This window comes from Helicobacter sp. MIT 01-3238 (assembly GCF_003364135.1).
Classification (GTDB): Bacteria; Campylobacterota; Campylobacteria; order Campylobacterales; family Helicobacteraceae; genus Helicobacter_B.
Genome location: NZ_NXLN01000037.1, coordinates 1 through 17,357, shown reverse-complemented (window position 1 = coordinate 17,357; position 17,357 = coordinate 1). Strand labels below are relative to the sequence as shown.

The 17,357-nt window shown below is 37.8% G+C and carries 21 protein-coding genes; 11 read left to right on the top strand and 10 right to left on the bottom strand.

Annotated features, from left to right (window positions below; translation table 11 throughout):
• Positions 1 to 103: 103 nt before the first annotated feature.
• Positions 104 to 787 carry a hypothetical protein gene (locus CQA40_RS10120; RefSeq protein WP_115520716.1) on the bottom strand — a complete coding sequence of 228 codons (684 nt, stop codon included), beginning with the start codon at positions 785 to 787 and terminating at the stop codon, positions 104 to 106.
• A 268-nt stretch (positions 788 to 1,055) separates the two neighbouring features.
• Between CQA40_RS10120 and CQA40_RS10115 the strand changes: the two genes are divergently transcribed.
• Positions 1,056 to 3,071, top strand: a complete 2,016-nt coding sequence (locus CQA40_RS10115; RefSeq protein ID WP_258864547.1) for an extracellular solute-binding protein — start codon at positions 1,056 to 1,058, stop codon at positions 3,069 to 3,071.
• 274 nt (positions 3,072 to 3,345) lie between these two features.
• Here the strand turns inward: CQA40_RS10115 and CQA40_RS10110 are convergent, their stop codons facing one another.
• Together CQA40_RS10110 and CQA40_RS11320 are read right to left on the bottom strand one after the other, a co-directional pair.
• Entirely contained in the window at positions 3,346 to 3,810 is a 465-nt protein-coding gene (locus CQA40_RS10110) for a DUF4156 domain-containing protein (protein WP_220271918.1), read from the bottom strand.
• Positions 3,811 to 3,905: 95 nt separating this feature from the next.
• Positions 3,906 to 4,052, bottom strand: coding sequence for a hypothetical protein (locus CQA40_RS11320; RefSeq protein WP_181882923.1), 147 nt, complete (start codon positions 4,050 to 4,052; stop codon positions 3,906 to 3,908).
• 59 nt (positions 4,053 to 4,111) lie between these two features.
• Between CQA40_RS11320 and CQA40_RS10920 the strand changes: the two genes are divergently transcribed.
• Positions 4,112 to 4,420, top strand: a complete 309-nt coding sequence (locus tag CQA40_RS10920) for a hypothetical protein (RefSeq protein ID WP_147290204.1) — start codon at positions 4,112 to 4,114, stop codon at positions 4,418 to 4,420.
• 167 nt (positions 4,421 to 4,587) lie between these two features.
• Here the strand turns inward: CQA40_RS10920 and CQA40_RS11315 are convergent, their stop codons facing one another.
• From CQA40_RS11315 to CQA40_RS10075, 7 genes are all read right to left on the bottom strand, one after another.
• Positions 4,588 to 4,749, bottom strand: a complete 162-nt coding sequence (locus CQA40_RS11315; protein WP_181882922.1) for a hypothetical protein — start codon at positions 4,747 to 4,749, stop codon at positions 4,588 to 4,590.
• Positions 4,750 to 4,993: 244 nt separating this feature from the next.
• Positions 4,994 to 6,034: a phosphoribosyltransferase gene (locus CQA40_RS10100; protein ID WP_115520714.1), complete on the bottom strand. Its 1,041-nt coding sequence runs from the start codon at positions 6,032 to 6,034 to the stop codon at positions 4,994 to 4,996.
• A 57-nt stretch (positions 6,035 to 6,091) separates the two neighbouring features.
• A complete protein-coding gene (locus CQA40_RS10095) occupies positions 6,092 to 6,760 on the bottom strand; it encodes a dTMP kinase (protein WP_115520713.1) in 669 nt (222 codons plus the stop codon).
• Positions 6,761 to 6,802: 42 nt separating this feature from the next.
• Entirely contained in the window at positions 6,803 to 7,291 is a 489-nt protein-coding gene (gene coaD, locus CQA40_RS10090) for a pantetheine-phosphate adenylyltransferase (RefSeq protein ID WP_023928048.1), read from the bottom strand.
• A 159-nt stretch (positions 7,292 to 7,450) separates the two neighbouring features.
• On the bottom strand, positions 7,451 to 7,750 hold the full coding sequence (locus CQA40_RS10085; protein WP_258864546.1) for a type II toxin-antitoxin system RelE/ParE family toxin: 300 nt from the start codon (positions 7,748 to 7,750) through the stop codon (positions 7,451 to 7,453).
• A complete protein-coding gene (locus CQA40_RS10080; protein ID WP_115520712.1) occupies positions 7,737 to 8,051 on the bottom strand; it encodes a hypothetical protein in 315 nt (104 codons plus the stop codon). Before CQA40_RS10080 ends, CQA40_RS10085 begins: the two co-directional genes overlap by 14 nt.
• A 35-nt stretch (positions 8,052 to 8,086) precedes the next feature.
• A complete protein-coding gene (locus tag CQA40_RS10075; protein WP_115520711.1) occupies positions 8,087 to 8,644 on the bottom strand; it encodes an acyl-CoA thioesterase in 558 nt (185 codons plus the stop codon).
• Positions 8,645 to 8,787: 143 nt separating this feature from the next.
• On the opposite strand from CQA40_RS10075, the gene galE reads away from it, so the two are divergent.
• The 9 genes from galE (at position 8,788) to CQA40_RS10035 (ending at position 17,272) form a co-directional block, all read left to right on the top strand.
• Positions 8,788 to 9,831 carry a UDP-glucose 4-epimerase GalE gene (gene galE, locus CQA40_RS10070; RefSeq protein WP_115520717.1) on the top strand — a complete coding sequence of 348 codons (1,044 nt, stop codon included), beginning with the start codon at positions 8,788 to 8,790 and terminating at the stop codon, positions 9,829 to 9,831.
• 197 nt (positions 9,832 to 10,028) lie between these two features.
• Positions 10,029 to 11,507 (top strand): hypothetical protein, encoded by a 1,479-nt coding sequence (locus tag CQA40_RS10065; protein ID WP_115520710.1) that lies wholly within the window; start codon positions 10,029 to 10,031, stop codon positions 11,505 to 11,507.
• Between the two features lie 467 nt (positions 11,508 to 11,974).
• The gene (wecB, locus tag CQA40_RS10060) at positions 11,975 to 13,093 is read left to right on the top strand and encodes a non-hydrolyzing UDP-N-acetylglucosamine 2-epimerase (protein ID WP_115520709.1); all 1,119 of its coding nucleotides are present in this window, start codon (positions 11,975 to 11,977) and stop codon (positions 13,091 to 13,093) included.
• Positions 13,090 to 13,482: a glycosyltransferase family 2 protein gene (locus CQA40_RS10055; RefSeq protein WP_115520708.1), complete on the top strand. Its 393-nt coding sequence runs from the start codon at positions 13,090 to 13,092 to the stop codon at positions 13,480 to 13,482. Before wecB ends, CQA40_RS10055 begins: the two co-directional genes overlap by 4 nt.
• Positions 13,466 to 13,999: a hypothetical protein gene (locus tag CQA40_RS10050; RefSeq protein ID WP_115520707.1), complete on the top strand. Its 534-nt coding sequence runs from the start codon at positions 13,466 to 13,468 to the stop codon at positions 13,997 to 13,999. Before CQA40_RS10055 ends, CQA40_RS10050 begins: the two co-directional genes overlap by 17 nt.
• A gap of 79 nt (positions 14,000 to 14,078) precedes the next feature.
• The gene (locus tag CQA40_RS11745) at positions 14,079 to 14,204 is read left to right on the top strand and encodes a hypothetical protein (RefSeq protein ID WP_258864545.1); all 126 of its coding nucleotides are present in this window, start codon (positions 14,079 to 14,081) and stop codon (positions 14,202 to 14,204) included.
• Complete coding sequence (locus CQA40_RS10045) at positions 14,171 to 14,836, top strand: methyltransferase domain-containing protein (protein WP_115520706.1); 666 nt, start codon at positions 14,171 to 14,173, stop codon at positions 14,834 to 14,836. Before CQA40_RS11745 ends, CQA40_RS10045 begins: the two co-directional genes overlap by 34 nt.
• A 200-nt stretch (positions 14,837 to 15,036) precedes the next feature.
• Positions 15,037 to 16,008, top strand: coding sequence for a ComEC/Rec2 family competence protein (locus tag CQA40_RS10040; RefSeq protein WP_115520705.1), 972 nt, complete (start codon positions 15,037 to 15,039; stop codon positions 16,006 to 16,008).
• Positions 16,001 to 17,272: a hypothetical protein gene (locus CQA40_RS10035; RefSeq protein WP_115520704.1), complete on the top strand. Its 1,272-nt coding sequence runs from the start codon at positions 16,001 to 16,003 to the stop codon at positions 17,270 to 17,272. Before CQA40_RS10040 ends, CQA40_RS10035 begins: the two co-directional genes overlap by 8 nt.
• Positions 17,273 to 17,357 lie beyond the last annotated feature (85 nt).

The following is a 17,357-nucleotide window of genomic DNA, read 5'->3' as shown; positions in this document are numbered from 1 at the left end:
ATAATACAAAAATTATACATGAGGAGGATAAAAAATAGGGAAATTTTAACAAAAAGAAGAAAGAAAACAGGGGAAAAATAGGGAAGAAAAAGAAAAAGGGGGATTAGAAAAAAGAAAAAAAAAAAAAAAAAAACGATAAAAAAGTGGGGAGAAATGGGGGGAAATGAGAAAAATTGGTAAGGAAAGTGGGGGTGGATATGGTGGGGAGTGAGAAAAAATGATAGGGAAAAGCGATAAAAAATAGTAAAACATAATAGAGAATGGGTGGATTTATGTGGGTATTTGTATGGTTTTGTAGTTTTGTCATATTGAGGTTTCGTAAGAAACCGAAATATCCAAAGGATTTTGCATTATCTGCAGAATCTTTTGAGATACTTCGGGCTACGCCCTCAGTATGACAAACTGCGGAGTTGGTGATTTTAAAAGCCCCCTCCCTTGCGGAGGGGGTTTGGGGGTGGGTAAGTCTTTCGTCATTGTGCGCTGACTTTTCGTCATTGCGAGCAAATGCGCTAGCATTTGCGTGGCAATCTATTCTTTGCGCTAATGTTTCTTGTGGATTACTAAAGAAACTTCGGCTTCGCCTTGTTTTGCCACGCTCACTTCGCTCGCTCGCAATGACGGAAGTGTTTGCGTTTGCTTTGTTGGCAATGGAAATATTTGCATTGCTAGCAGTTGCGTTTTTGTCGTTAGCAGTTGCTGACTTTGTTTGAGAAGCGGAGGTGGAATCTACCCACCCCCTAGCCCCCTCCGCAAGGGAGGGGGAATTAACATTATGCCCAACTTGCAAGGGATGGGAATTGTGGTGTTACCCTCCTAAAAATCCAATTATAGATTGCCACGCATTTGGAATACTAACGATTCCAAATGCTCGCAATGACGAATGGGTTGAGATACTTCGCTTCGCTTAAGTATGACAAACTTTGTTTAGTGTGTTTAAATTGTCATATTGAGGTTTTCGCAGAAACCGAAATATCTCTATTAGATTTTGCAAAGATTCGTTGGATTTTGTTAAAATTTGCTTGCTTTAGATAAATATCAAACAAGTTAGGATAAAAATGCCACATATCACACCGCGTCAAATGCCAATGCTACCAATGCTACCAATACCGACAATACCACCAAAGCAAAAAAGTGTCAAAAGATTTTTTGCTTTTTTTACGCATTTGTTTTTGGAGGGGGTGTTTGTTTCACTTTTTGCTACGCTTTTTACCTCGTTTTTCCCCCTCTTTTTCGCGCTAGATTTTGCTAGGGCTGCGCCATATATCGCGCTAGGAGAGAGGGCAAAATACCCAAATCTAAAGCACTTTGAGTATGTAAATCCAAATGCCCCAAAAGGTGGCACGCTAAAAAGCTACGCACTAGGGAGCTTCTCCTCGCTAAATCCTTTTAGCATAGAGGGCGAGTCTGCTAGCGGGCTAGAAAATGTCTATGACACGCTTATGGCGCAAAGTATGGACGAGCCATACTCCCAATACGCCCTAATCGCTAGCGATGTCGCTGTGGCTAGTGATAATTCTAGTGTGATTTTCACCATAGACAAAAGGGCGCACTTTGCCGATGGGGTGGCGGTAAGTGCCCAAGATGTGGCGTTTAGCTTTGAGATGATGATAAGCAGGGCTAGTCCGCTCTATCGTCAATACTATGCAGATGTCAAAGAAGTGAGGGTTTTAGATTTTTATCGTGTGGAGTTTGTTTTTAAAACCACGCAAAACAAGGAGCTACCACTGATTTTGGGACAGCTAAGCGTGCTACCAAAGCATTTTTATGTCAAAAATGGCAAAAACACATTTGGGGAAAATCCCCTGCAAATCCCGCTAGGAAGCGGACCATACTCGGTGAAATTCTACGAAGTGGGCAAAAAAATCATCTATGAGCGAAACAAAAACTATTGGGCAAAGGACTTGCCAAGCAGGGTAGGGCAGTTTAATTTTGATACGCTTGTTTTTGAGTATTACAGAGATGATGCGGTGGCGTTGCAGGCGTTTTTGAGCCATAAGTATGATTGGCGTGTGGAGAGTGCGGCAAAGGTGTGGGCTAGGGGGTATAAAAGCAAGGCGTTGGATTCTAAGCAATTTAGCCTAAAGGCGTTTCCTCATAGCCTGCCTAGCGGTATGCAGGGGTTTTTTATGAATACGCGCAAGGAGGTGTTTGCAAATCCGCTTGTGCGTAGAGCGTTTATTTATGCGTTTAATTTCGAGTGGAGCAATCTAAACTTGTTTTTTTCCCAATACGAGCGCACGACAAGCTACTTTAATCACTCGATTTTCGCTAGTCCTCCTCTGCCAAGCAGGGCAGAATCCGCGCTTATCAAGCAGTGTGATAGCAGGGGCGAAATCTCAAAAACGCATTTGAAAAATATGTTTGACACACCCTATGTGATACCTAGCACAAATTTTGGCACAACTAGCCTAAATCTAAGCACAGGACTGCAAAAGCAAAATCAAGCCCCAAAAAGCCAAGTGCCAAGCCATATCTTACAAGAGAGAGAAAATCTAAAAAAAGCGCGAGATTTGCTAAAAGAAGCGGGGTTTGTGATGAGAAATGGAGTGCTGCTTGATTCTAAAAGTGGCAAGCCACTGCGATTTACACTGCTGCTAGATAACCCTGCTTTTGAGCGGCTAGCTGTGCGATATGGGCGAAATCTAAAACTGCTTGGCATACAAATGCAAATCCAAAAAATAGATTCTAGTCAATACACCAATCGAGTGAAAAATTTTGATTATGAAATGATTGTGGGGATTATCGGGCAGAGCCTTTTCCCGGGCAATGAGCAGAGGTATTTTTGGAGCAAGGAGAGTGCGAGTATGGTAGGCAGTAGGAATTATAGTGGGGTAGGGCTAGAAGTGGTAGACTGCCTTATAGAGCGCGTGATAGCAGCTCCGCATAGAGAAGCGCAGATTCTCTCTACTCACGCGCTTGATAGGGTGCTTTTGTGGGGGGACTTTGTCGTGCCTCATTATTATTTGCCAAACTTTAGAGTGGCGTTTTGGCACAATATCTCGATGCCAAAAATCCACCCGCGCTATGACTTAAGTCCGCAGATTTGGTGGGATACAAATGCTAGGGAGTAAAATCTTTTTATGTGTGTGGGGAAGATAAATTAGTGAAGAGGTGGGAAAGATTTAGGAAAATTATGGGCTTTGGATTTTTAAGTATTTGGTAGGCTTTGGCAAGCGGAGAGATAAAAAAGTGTAGAGATAAAAATATGTCAAAGAAAATATAAAAAAAGCCCTGCTAGATATGATAAGGAGTGCCACTCTAGCAGGGCGCGAGAAAAAGCAAAAATACAAAAAATAGCAAAAATATACAAAATGTAAATTTTTGCCTACAGACTATGCAGTTTGATTATTTTTCACCACAATCAAATACTTGCGCGTGGATTCTTTGAGAGACTAGCACGCCATTTGTTGCGCCATTTGGCAAGCCGTTTGTGCAATCCACATTTTGCCTTGCTTTGCCTATGGTGGCTATACATTTGACTTCTTCTTTTGTGATAGCTATCATCGCTCGTTTGCCTTCGCCAGCAACATAAGAGGCTTCATTCCTTAAGTCATTTATCGCTCCCTCTCTTAGTAGCTCTCTTGTCGCACCACTTCTATCGCCTACATTGTCTTTGCCCTCTACTTCGCCCAAAATCTTGCAATTATAGGGCGTGCTTTTTGCCACAGTGATACCTCTAGCTTGCGCTTCTAGTTTTTTGGGTTCATAAGGTGTTTTTGGTGGCTCTCCACCGCCAAACAACCCACAACCTGTCAAAAACACCATTCCAAATGCGCAAGCACCACTGAATTTTAAAACCTTGCTAAGCATTACTAGCTCCTTTTTTAGTATTTGTGCAACTAGAGTGCAAATGATTCTCGAGTTGCACAAAAAGCGATACTACAAAAAAAAAAAAAAACAAATTGTTAATGTAGGAAAGTGTGGATAGATTTTGCAGGGAAGTGCAAACAATTTTTGTAGAGTATATGGACTTTGTGAATAAGTCGCAAGGCTTGTATCTCATATATATGCTCATCGTCATTGCGAGCAAATGCTAACGCATTTGCTCGCAATGACGGTATGTTTTTACTAAAGAAGTCAAAGGCTTTCTAAAAAACTTCGCTACGCTTGTTTGCAGGGTTTTGCAAGCAAATCTCGCAATGATAGGGGCGGACACATTGAGTCGTCATTGCGAGCGAACGAAGTGAGCGTGGCAAAACAAGCGAAGCGAAGTTTCTTTAGAAAACAAGCGAAGCGAAGTTTCTTTAGAAAACAAGCGAAGCGAAGTTTCTTTAGAAAACAAGCGAAGCGAAGTTTCTTTAGTAATCCACAACGCCGTCATTATAAGACGAAGTTTCGTCATTGCGAGAGAATCCGCAAGGATTCTTGTGGCAATCTATGTCTTTGCCTTTTGACTTATAGATTGCCACGCAAATGCTAACGCATTTGCTCGCAATGACGGTATGTTTTTACTAAAGAAGCTAAAGGCTTTCTAAAAAACTTCGCTATGCTCATTTGCAGGGTTTGCAAGCAAATCTCGCAATGATAGGAGCGGACGCATTGAATCGTCATTGCTAGAATTTGACTTGTCAAATTCGTGGCAATCTATCAAGTGCTATTGCCTTTTTCTACGCTAATGCTTTTTTCTTTTACTTTTGTGGATTGCCACAAGAATCCTTGCGGATTCTCTCGCAATGACGGGTTTATGGATTGTTTTTCGTTGTGGCTAAAGCCACTGCCTCGCAATGACGGAAAAGATACCCACCCCAAACCCTCCGCAAGGGAGGGGGCCTTTTATTTCTTGTCATAGTGAGGTTTCGCAAGAAGCCGAAGTATCTCAAGTAGAATCTAATATAGATATTTAGGTTTTGTAAGAAACCCAAATATCCAAAAATGCTTTTTTATAAAATCTAATCCACATTTTGGATACTTCGGGCTTAAAAGCCATTTAAGTATGACAATTTGTGGAAAATTTATTAAGATTTTTGTGTGTATTGGCGTGTATTTGGAAGTGTTATAGTGCGGCGTTGCAAAGGCTTAGGCAAAAAAGCACTTTTAGCCCTCTTTTTTGGCAGACTTCTATCGCCTCGCCAAAGCTCGTGCCTGTGGTGATGATGTCATCGACAATGATAACGCAACCTGTGTCAAAGTCTGGAGCAGATTCTAGCCTAGATTTTCGCGCAGAATCCACACTAGAATCTAGCGTAGAATCTGCTTTTAAATCTGGCGTGGAGTCTTTGGCTAAAGCCTGATTTTGCACTGCTATGCTAGAATCATTTTTTTGCGTTGTGCTATCTTTTGGCTTTGTGCTAAATCTATCTCTAAAATCCTCGCTAACTCCATTTGCAAATTTTGCAAAGCTGTTTGTAAAATCTCCAAAAAACCTTATCACAAAATCTTTTGCAAAATATTTTACAAATTCCGCCCTAAAGCGTTTGCAAAAATCCCACAAAAAATCTTGGCTACAAATCCCCTTAAAACTTCCCCTAAAGCCCGCGCTATTTTTTGTGCTAGAGATTTTTGCGCTAAGTGTTAGTCCGCGCTTGTTTGCTTGGCGAAATGCTAGGCTTTTCCCCGCGTAGCTTACTTGATTTGTCGCTTTTAGCTCGCCATAGATTGGCACTATTGCGTTAGGTTTGCGTGCGAATTTGGCACGATTTTGCAAGTCTTTGGATTTTTTACTAGACTTTACACTTGAGAGGGCAAACTCACGCACAAGCACCCCCGTGTGTGAGTAAAAGCTACGCACGCAATCATCTATGCCGATTAGCTTCACTTCGCCAAAAGCGGTATTTTCTATGATTTGTCTTATAGCTTCTCTCATCGCTTTTTGAGAGAAAAAATACTCCCCTGCGATTTTGCCAAGAGCTGCATAAATCCTAGAGCCTATGACGTAGTATTTCGCACTTAGCAAAAAATCAATATCGCTATAAGCAAAAAAGCAATACACGCTTACCCCGCTTACTTCTCGCACGCTAGGGCGAAGTGGGATAGAATCTAAGCATTTATCACATATCACGCTTAAGCAAAATTTCGCACAAATAAGGCATTTCATAGCACAATCTCTAGCTTAAAAATTCATTTAAGATTTTGCTTTGTTGGGTGGGTTGCTTTATCGGGCAGTGCTAGGATTTATCGCGGTGTGGATATGAGAGATGATTTCTTGGCTGATTGCTTCTTTTGGTTTGTCTGCATCGATGATTATGCAGTTTTTGGCTATTTTTCTGCCGAAGTGCAAAATGCGTGATTGAATCGCCATTAGATACGCGCTTCCACGCTGCTCGATAGAATCTTGCTGTTTGCTTTGCAAGCGTTTGTTTAGCTCCTCCGCGCTCATTTTGAACGCAAAGCATATATCAGGGACTATGCCTTGAGTGCAGGCTAGATTCATCATTTCAGCGTCTTTGTGCTTGCTATAAGCGATGCCAGAGATTAGGCTTCTATCCGCGATGATTAGAGAATCTGCATTTGGCTTTATGACTTTTGCGAAATGCTCCGCTCTATCAGCAAGAAACAAAAAAAACTCCGCCTCCTCGCTAAAGGCTTGATTTTTGGCAAAATCTTTTGCCTTTTGCTTTGCGATTAGGCATTTTGGCGACACGCAAGAGCTAGTCAAAGCCATATCTTGGCTGTGGTTTTGCAGTATCATTTCTCGTAGTTTTTCTCCTAGTGTGCTTCCGCCGGGCTCTTTTGTGAAAATCGCTTGCGGGAAAGCCTCTTTTAGCACTTCTATTTGTGTGGACTTGCCACAGGTATCAATTCCCTCTAGTGTGATATACATTTTTTTCCTTTTTATTTGTAGTGGTTGGTGCGCGTTTGGTATTTACGCACAAGGGATTTTGCCTGCTATGTATCCAAATACGCTAGCAGGCACAAGGTGTGAGATTTTGCCATTGTGCTCCAAAATGTTGCGCACGATAGAGGAGCTGATAAATGCGTTTTGCAATGTCGGCATAAAGTATATGGTATCAAGCTCGGGGTTTAGAGAGGTGTTTGTATAGCCCATTTGTAGCTCATACTCAAAGTCGCTTACCACGCGCAAACCACGGATAAGAATCCTCGCATCGTGGCTTTTGGCTAAGTCTGCTAGAAGTCCGCCAAAATCTAGGCAAGATACATTGCCAAAATCTTTTGTGGCAAGTCTAGCCATTTCTAGTCGCTCTTCTAAGCTAAAAAGAGGCTGCTTAGAAGCAGAGTGCGCCACTGCTAAAATCACTTTTTCAAATATCTCGCAACTGCGCTTGATAATGTCTAGGTGTCCGTTTGTAAGCGGGTCGAAAGTCCCGGGGTAAATTCCTATTTTGTTGCTCATTTGTGTCCTTAGCGTGTTTTTTAAAATTTTGATGAAAGTTGTTTGCTTTCATTTGTGTGTAAAAAACTATGTTTTGACTTTGGGCTACTGATTTTTGGTTATTTATTTTTAGGCTTTTTATTTTGCCATATTTGTTGTAAATTTTATCAAAGTGCGCTCTTAGAAACCTTTGTATGTTTTCTCATCTCTTTTAGCGATTTTTATGATTTTGATGATAAAAAATTCATCATTCTCTACAATACCAATAATACGATAATTTCCTACTCTCCAGCGATAGCGATTATCATCAAATCCTTGTAGATATTTTGCATTTGGCAAGGTGCAAGGATTATCACTTTTTGATAGTATGCCATACAAAAAATTAAGTATTTTTACATACTCTTTTGGTGCGGATTTTGCAAGTTTTTGTAGAAATTTGGTATTTTTCTTGTCGATGCTTATTTTGTTATTCATCGCCATAATCTCTACTTATATCAGCTTCAAGCTCCTGTTGTAATTGCTCTAGTTCTTTAGGTGTCATTTTTTTTTCTATTTCTTTAGCAAGTTCTATCAAGCCTGTTTTTTCAAGTGGCACAAAATCAGACTTTTTTGACATATTTAGGCTATCTTTGATTTTCTCTGTGAGGAAGTCGATAAGCTCATTTGCGTCATTTACTTGTGTTTGGAATCTCACACGCTTATTTTTTGCGCTATCAAGCGAATTTAGCAGCTGCTTTGTAGTCATTTTTGAATATTTGTCGTAGTTAATCGCACTTCTCATTAGCTTGCTCCTTAAGCCTGCATTTTAGTTTGCGTTTATTTTTTCACAAGGTTGCCGCGTAGTTCGCGTCTTTTTAGGGCGTTTGCATATCGCCGTTTTTCTTCGGCACTCTTAGGGGTAAATTCCCTCATCAAAGCGGGTTTTCCATCGCTTTTTGCCACCATTGTATAATACCCACTAGCACAATGCGCTTCGCCTCTGTCTTTGACATTTTGGGCTATGGCTTTTATGCCGACTTCACAGCTTGTTTTACCTGTATAATTCACACTCGCATAGAGGCTAAGTAGCGAGCCTATGGGGATAGGCTGATAAAACGCGACATTATCCACACTCATCGTAACCGTGCCAATCCCACAAAATCTAGTCGAGCAAGCATAAGCTACTTGGTCAAAAAGTTTTAGCAATTCTCCTCCGTGCATTACCCCACTAAAATTTGCCATTTGTGGTGCGACTAAAATGCGCATAAGTAGGTTGTTTTCTTGCTGTGTAAAATCTGTGATAAATTCTGCGGATTTTTTTGATTTTGTGGTGGATTTTGGGCTAGATTTGGGAGTGGATTTTGTGGATTTGGTAGATTTTGAAGTTTTACTCATTTTGCACCTCATTTAGTTGTTGGATTGTCGTGCGAATCTCGCATAAACCTCACGCAAAGTTCGCATAAAGGTTGGCATTTTAACATACTTTAACTCTATTTGGCTACAATGGAGGGCAAATTTTGCAAAAAAGGTTAAAAAATATGAGACTTTTATTTACAGGTGGGAGTGGCTATATCGGCTCTCATACAGCGCGGTGCTTTTTGGCAAACACTGATGCGCATATCACTATCCTTGATAATCTCTCCACAGGATTTAGACAGAACTTTGAGTATTTGCACAAAGTTTATGGCAATCGCGTGGAACTCTTAGAAATGGATTTGGGCGATACTTCTGGGGTGGCAAAGATTTTGGAGGATTCTAGTTTTTTGGGGTGTGTGCATTTTGCCGCTTCGCTTATCGTGGGCGAATCGGTGCAAAAGCCATTGCAATACTACAAAAATAATGTCATAAACACGACAAATTTGATTGATTTGTGTGTGCGCTATGGAGTGAAAAACTTTATCTTTTCATCGACTGCGGCAGTATATGGCGAGCCAGAGCCTAATCTTGTGCCTATCAGTGAGTGCGCACCACTAGCTCCTATAAACCCTTACGGTGCTAGCAAAATGATGAGTGAGCGCGTGCTAGAGGACACTTCCAAAATCGGTAGCATAAACTATGTCGCACTGCGCTACTTCAATGTCGCAGGAGCGTGTAGCGCAAACACCGATGAAAATCTAGCACAAGGACTAGGGCTAGGGCAAAGAAGCAAAAACGCCACTCATCTAATCAAAGTCGCCGTAGAATGTGCGGTGGGCAAAAGAAAATCTATGGAGATATTTGGGCAAGACTATGACACAAAAGACGGCACTTGTGTGAGAGACTATATCCACATAGATGATTTGGCAAGTGCGCATTTGAGTGCGTTTGAGTTTTTGACAGATAGTGGCAAAAGCGAGGTTTTCAATGTGGGCTACAATCGTGGATATAGCGTAAAAGAAGTCATAGAATGTGTCAAAAAAGTAAGCGGGGTTGATTTCGTGGTAAATCCTGCTAAGAGGCGAGAGGGCGACCCATCTATGCTAATCGCAAGTAATCAAAAGCTTTTATCCCACACTTCGTGGAAACCAAAGTATGATGACTTAGAAACTATCGTGCAAAGTGCGTATAAATGGGAGCTAGCACTAAAAAATCAATTTGGCTAAATCTATCGCAAAAGTAGTGTGCCAAACGCATTTGAGTGTAGACTCGTGTGATAAATATGGATATTTTTGTTAAGTATGTTTGGTTTATCAATGCAGCCGATTTGATTTTAGTTGCTAGTGCTTTGAAGCACAACATATCAGCTTGGCAAAATCTCATAAATCAAATCTACTAATAAATCACTTATAAAAGGCAAGTAATGCAAAACAATCATTTATCTATCAAATTTTGTTTTTGGCGACTTTTTGCGATGATTTTGATTGTGCTTGTGCTAGGGCTTGAAAAATCTATCGCAAATCCTGCCAAGCCACAAACCACAACAAGCAAAAAAACAAATCAAAAAGAAGCTCAACCCAAACAAGAAGCAAAATCTACAAAAAAAGATTCTACAAAATCAGCAAAATCTAACACCAAGTCTAGCCAAACTACCCAATCCACTCAAGCAAATGAAGCCACCCAAACAAATACTCCTCAATCAAAAACACAAAAGCAAGCAAAAGCCTCCAAGCAAGCTAAAACACCTAATACCAAGCAATCAGCCAAGCAATCAAAAGAGGATAAACTCATACAAAAAGAGCTAAAAAAGCAAGCAAAGCTAAAAGCCAAGCTAGAAAAAAATGCTCCACCCAAAAACCTACTAAAGCGCAACCTAAAAAAAGCCCTAAATTTTTCGCCATTTTATGTGGGAATCCCAAGTTTTTTGGGACTTGATGAGCTAGAGAATCTCGCACAAATGAAGCCACAAAGACTGCGCTCAAGGCAAGCTAGTCTAGGAGAGGAGCTAGAGGAAGTGTGTGAGGGTAGTGAGGTGGATTTCATCTGCACTAGCAAAAAACAAGTAGAGATTTTATCCCCTCATATCAAGCTATCAAACTTCTCTCAACACTTTAAGCTATTTCCAAATACCTTGCAAGTAGAGCTAAATGCTAGCGTGTCTAGTGGGAGTTTTTTGGATAAACTTTCTTTTCATACGCCCTCGCAAAAAGGCGAGATTGAAAAGATTTTGCCCAAAGATTTTAGAGATATTTTGACGATAAAAAAAGAGGGAGCAACTATCAGCTATGACTATCGGGTGAAGTTTTCTAGTGGGGAGGGCACAGAGCTTTTGCTTGAGTTTGAGGGCAGTGCAAATAATCCGCTCTATGAGCATAAAAGTTTGGCGGAGTTTTTGCTGGATTTTATGCTAAGTGTCGTCCCAAAAAGCGTGGACTACAAGGAGCTATGCCAAAATCTAAGTCGCAAAGAATGCACTCGCACCATAACGCGCAAGAAAGCCCAACTTCATATCACACTTTTTAGTCCCAAAAATCTAAAAGCTACGCTAACTTCGCAAAACTTTAGCGACACTATGTATGCTATCTATGCTATCGATGTCGCAAACAAGGCGCGTGTATCTGATAGAGAAACATACAAAAAAGACATAGAATCCACCATAACAAAAGAAAGTATAAATTTGCGCAAAGATTTAGCAAATCACAAAATGCCGATAAATACTCATAATTTCGCACTAGATTTTCTCTCTGCTTTTGGTGGGTTTTTCCTTGATAGCGAGCGACTAGGGCTTGAGATAAGCGCACGGCCACAGCCAAAAGAGAGACTGCTTTTGAGGGATTTTGTGGAGGATAGTGGGAGATTGAGAGATTTTCTAGGGGATTTGCGCTTTAGTGTGATTCGATAAAATCTAAGTTTTCTTGGTGCGATGATGATTACCACTAAAATTTAGGACTAGCTTGTAAAAATCGCACATACTATTTGTTAATTTTTTACATAATTACTTATTTTATATAAGCTATTTTTTAAGATTGGTGAGATATTATCTTTGTTATATTTGATAAGTTAAGATATAATGATTGTCCTTTTACCTCTATACGCCATAGCGCATATCTTAAACAAAATGTTTTTATTTTTGCTGTAAAATGTCGCTTGTTTTTACAGTGTCTTTTAGGTTTAAAACTTTTTAACGATTCAAATACCCTAAATGTGTAGAGTCAAAAAAAAGTAAATATTGAAAAAACCTTGTTTGAAAGATTATGTTATGTAGTTAAATGTAGCATAAATTTTTAATAAAACAAGATGGATTGAAAGTTGGTAGAAAGCAATCATAGAAATTAAACTAGATTAAGAGGTAGATATGGAGCAAAAACAGTGAAAACTCACACATTCCTTTTCATACTCGGCACACGCCCTGAGGTCATCAAATTAGCACCATTGTTTTTATATTTTAAAAAGCAAAATGATTTTAAGGTGTATTTACTTAATACACAGCAACAAAAGCAATTAAGCAATCAAACTCTAAAATATTTTGATATTAAAACAGATTTTAATTTCTCTGTGATGAGCAAAAATCAAAGCCTATTTGGGCTAAATGCAAAATTGCTTAAGCGATTTTCTGCGTTCTTTGCTAAACATAATTTTGATGGCGTTTTCGTGCAAGGCGATACGATGAGTGCTTATGTAGGGGCGTTAAGTGCATATTATAGTAAGATTCCTATTTTTCATATTGAGGCTGGATTGCGTTCTAAAAATCTTTATGAACCATTTCCCGAAGAAGCAATGAGGCTTATGATTTCTAGAATTGCGACACTGCATTTTTGCCCTACGCAAAGTGATTGTGATAATTTAATAAAAGAAAATATCTCTAAACAAAACATTTTTATTAGTCAAAATACGGTGATTGACGCTATGGATTACATTGATAAAAAAGAAAATTATAAATCACAAAAGCGACTGCAAAGTTTAGGGCTAAATTTATCAAAAGATAAAATTTGTCTTGTTACTATACATAGGAGAGAAAATCATAGTAAAGTAGATGAACTTAGCGAAGCGATTCACACACTTGCTAAAAAACACAAAGATATTATTTTTCTTTTACCCCTGCACCCTAATCCTAATGTGCGATTTGCCATTACAAACGCGTTAAAAAACCAAAGCAATATTATTTTGTGTGAGCCGTTAAACTATGTAGATTTAATCAATGTCTTACGCAAAAGTGTACTAGTGTTAAGCGATAGTGGGGGTTTGCAAGAAGAAGCACCAAGTTTTGGCGTAAAAGTCCTAGTATTACGCAATTTTACCGAAAGAACAGATGGATTGAAGATAGGATTTAGCGAACTTGTAGGTACAGACAAAAAGCACATTATTGCTCGTGGGGATTATTTTTTAAACAATCATTGTGTTATAAATAAGAAAAATCCTTATGGGGATTCCAAAGCAAGCAAGCGAATCCACAAGGCAATCAAAGATTATTTTAAGGTAAGAAAATGAAAACATTAGATTGTATTAAAGACGCCGAAGTGAGCGTGGTTTTAAATCTTTACAAAAGACCTTATGCCTTGCCCTTGCAACTTGAGGCGATAAAAAATCAATCCTTAAAACCAAAAGAGATTTTACTCTATCAGGACGGGGTATTTGAGGGCATAGAGATTCCAAAGGAATGCAAAGAACACTTTGATAGTATTGAGATTTCGCAGGTTAATAAAGGCGTGTGGGAGCGATTTAGATTCGCCAAAAAAGCAAAGTCACCATTCGTATGCGTTTTTGATGACGACATAATTCCTGGCAGGGATTATTTGGCAAATTGTTTTTATCAAATGACTCAACAAGGAGGGGGGGGGGCTTTATGGAGCTATAGGCATTGTGCTACAAAAGCCTGAAAATTACCCAAATAGAGATTTTATAAGGCTTGGCTGGGCGAATCCTAACGAATCGCGCGTAGAAGTGGATTTTGTCGGGCATAGCTGGTTTTTTAAAAAAGAGTGGTTAGATGATTTATTTGCTGGGACGGAGAGTTTGCAGGATTTTAAAATAGCTGGTGAGGATATGGGCTTTTCATTAGCACTGCAAAGAAAAGGGATAAAAACATTTGTGCCACCTCAACCCTATAAAAAGCCACATTTATGGGGCAATAATCCACAACAAGGGGCGTTATTTGTAGATGATGAAGTTGCTTTATTTAACACGGCAGGGGTTAAGTCAAAATACAATGACGCAATGAATGAGACAATAAAATTAGGATTTAAAATTTTGAAAGATAGGGATTTAGTAGCTTATAAAAATACTTTGAGTGTTTATAATAAATCTTATATTAAAAAAAGAGGCTTCTTAAAATATTTAGAAAAAGTTATTAGACATAGGGTGAAAAGGGCTTTGGGCGTCAACAAATATCAATAAATTGCAAAAAAATAGAATAGAATATTGTATAATCGTATTGTTTTATTTAAGTTTTAATAACACAAGTAAGGAGTGATGTATGTGGTTTTTTAAAAAAGAAAAAGTTGGGCGAAAGCGAATATGCTATCTTTTTGGTATAAAGGTGCTGTCTTATAGTCGTGGAGGGGGGGAATGGAAGCTATTGATTCTATGGAAGCAAGACTAAAAGTAGTCGAGTTTAATACCCTTTTTACTAAGGAATTGCTTGTTAATATAAATAAAGATAATTTGAATTCATATTTTGATACTATTTACAAAACAGGTGCTTGGGTAAATGGTTCGGGCGATGGTAGTGATGAAAATCTATGCGCGGGTTATGTGGCATTTTTGCAAGACTTTTTTAAACGCCACAATATAAAAAGTATCGTAGATTGCGGTTGCGGGGATTGGCAATTCTCTAAAAATATTGATTTTAGCGGGATTGATTATAAAGGCTTTGATGTGGCGAATTTTGTGATTGAGCGCAATAATGCCACTTACAAAAAGGATAATGTGAATTTTTCCCTATATAACGGCGATTTTAGCCTATTGCCGAGTGCGGATTTGCTACTTTGCAAAGATGTTTTGCAACATTTGCCTAACGCCGAAATACAGGAATTTATCGCCAATCTATATAAATTTAAATTCGCGTTAATCACAAATGATATTGGTAAGAGTGTTAATGCTGATATTGTTATGGGGTGTTGTAGTATTGATTTGAGACAAGAGCCTTTTAATTTACATTGTTCGTTGGTTTTTACTATTGCAAGAATGCCAAAAGCACCTGATATTGCAGTGATGCTATGGATAAATCAATAGCCTTAAAGTGATAGAGCTGAATGATGCCTATGGCAATACAAGCAGCATCTTTATTGCGAAAGCGTTCTTTAAAAGCAGTATTTATATTTGGATAAATCAGTTAAGACTCACATTCATTGCGGTATTAAAAGTGTTCAGTAGACTTTTAATAAAAGATTTTGTATAATCCGCGAAATTTTTGTGGAATAAGGTAAAAAGCTATGAGTAAATGTAAAGTTCATTTTTTAAATGTTCTTAATGGAAATTGCACTGTTGTAGAACACGAAACAGGAAGAGTGGGTGTTATAGATATTTGCAATGGTAATGCAAACAATGTAAAACTAGCTCTAGAGTCTAATTTTAACAGACAAAACAATCCTACAAATCCCATAGATTATTTGTCAAGTATATGTAATGGGAAGCCTATTTTTAGATTTATCCTTACCCATCCAGATATGGATCATATGGATGGAATTCAAAAATTATTTGCAACTTTCGAGATATGGAATTTTTGGGATACAAATCACCAAAAAAAATTAAGTGGAGCAGATTGGGCTCAATACAGAACAGAGGATTGGAAATTTTATGAAAGTATTAGGCAAAGCGAAAGTAATCCTAAAACAATTCATCTATATATGAATTGTAGCGGCGAACATTACACAAATTATGGTTTTGAAATTATTTCGCCAAGTAAAGAATTAGTCAATGAATTACAAAAATTAAAGAACCCTGATTGGAATGAAATTTCTTATGTAATATTGCATAAAGTTTTTAATAGAAAAATTTTGTATTGTGGGGATAGTGGCAACAAAGCTTGGCAAAACATAATGGATGATTCAAGTTTATTAAGCAAAATTAAAGATATAGATATTTTGTTAGCCCCGCACCACGGCAGAAAAACAGGTGGGGATGATTTAAATCAATATCTTGATAAACTTAACCCAAAACTTGCGATATTGGGGAATACAGAAAATTCACAGCATAAAAATTATTCAGCTTTCTACAATAGAAATATTCCAATTTTAACAAATAACGAAGCTGGAGATATTGTGATTACTATTAAAAAGAATAGTGAAATTTGTATAAGCATAACACAAAATGATTGGCACAATTTGCTTAAAACAAAGAATGAAAATTGGGAAAATATGTTGAATAGAAATAATATTTATCTAAATGGAAAATCTTATGAATGACTTAAGACAGCTTTTTGGCTCATATAATATTTGTGCGAGATTTGCACCGGGATTTTTATTTGTCTTGGCTATATATTTTTTGCTTGGATATGATATTAAAAACTTAGAAAGTAATAGTGTTATTCTCATTGTTTTATTATGTATTATGTCTAGCGTATGCGGTTTTGCGTCTGCTGCTATTATGAAAATTATAGAACAAAAACTATGGAATATTTATAGCAATCCAATCATCTTATATCTTAAGAAAAAAAATAAAAGAGACATTTATGAAGATTTGCTTAGTAGGCACAACAACGATAACAATATAATAATCCATATTTTAAAAGTTACACGAAACGATAATAGACTCTTTTGGAAAAATGTTTCTTATGGATTTTTTAGAAATTCTATCCTCTTATCCTTGGTATGTTTATATTTTTCATACCCTACAGAGTATTGTTATTATAATATAGGAGTTTGTGTAGCTACTTTAATAATGACATTTATTTGTTCATTTTATTATGCCAGAGAAGCCGTTAAGGGACTCCGTGAAATTACATATCATAGAAAAAATAAATATTTTGAAAATAAAATACGGAGGTTGCATAAAAAGATATTTCCAAAATATAAGGGGATTTATCAGGGAAAAGAAGTAGTGCTTATTGCGACAGGTCCAACGCTAAGTCAATTCAATCCTTTAGATAATGCTATTTATGTAGGTGTAAATAAGGCATTTAAATATAGTAAAGTTAAATTTGATTATATTTTTTTGCAGGATTTTAGTGGGGCAACTAAAAATTATATTGAAGATTTTTGCAATTATGATGCCAAAAAGTTTATTGGTTTCATATTTGGTATCTACGAAGAGTGGGCAACAAAATCGCTTATCCCAAAAAAGTATGCTTATTATGATGGTGTTGAGCCATTTTTTGTAGCACACCCCGAAGTTAAAGAGACTTTTACCTGCGATATTTCTACTCAACCATTTGGCGATGCTTATTCAATAGTCTTTCCTGCAATGCAGTTTATTTTATGGACAAATCCTAAAAAAATATACTTAGTTGGTTGTGATTGTAATGTTGGAGGATATTATGATTCTTTGGACAAGAATACCTTGATGGTTAATGAAGTTATTTGTGGCTGGAAAAAGATGAAAGAGTTTTGTAAAACATTTTATCCAGATGTCGAAGTTGTTTCTATCAATCCTATTGGGTTGAAAGGGATTTTTAAGGATGAATACCAAAAAAAGGATAGCAAAAATGAAAATTCTGCGAAAAATTTTTAGCATTACCATAAGCTATGATTTCAGGTATATAGTTGTTACTATATTGTGGGTTAGAATAAAAATTAGAGGCATATTGCGGGGGGGG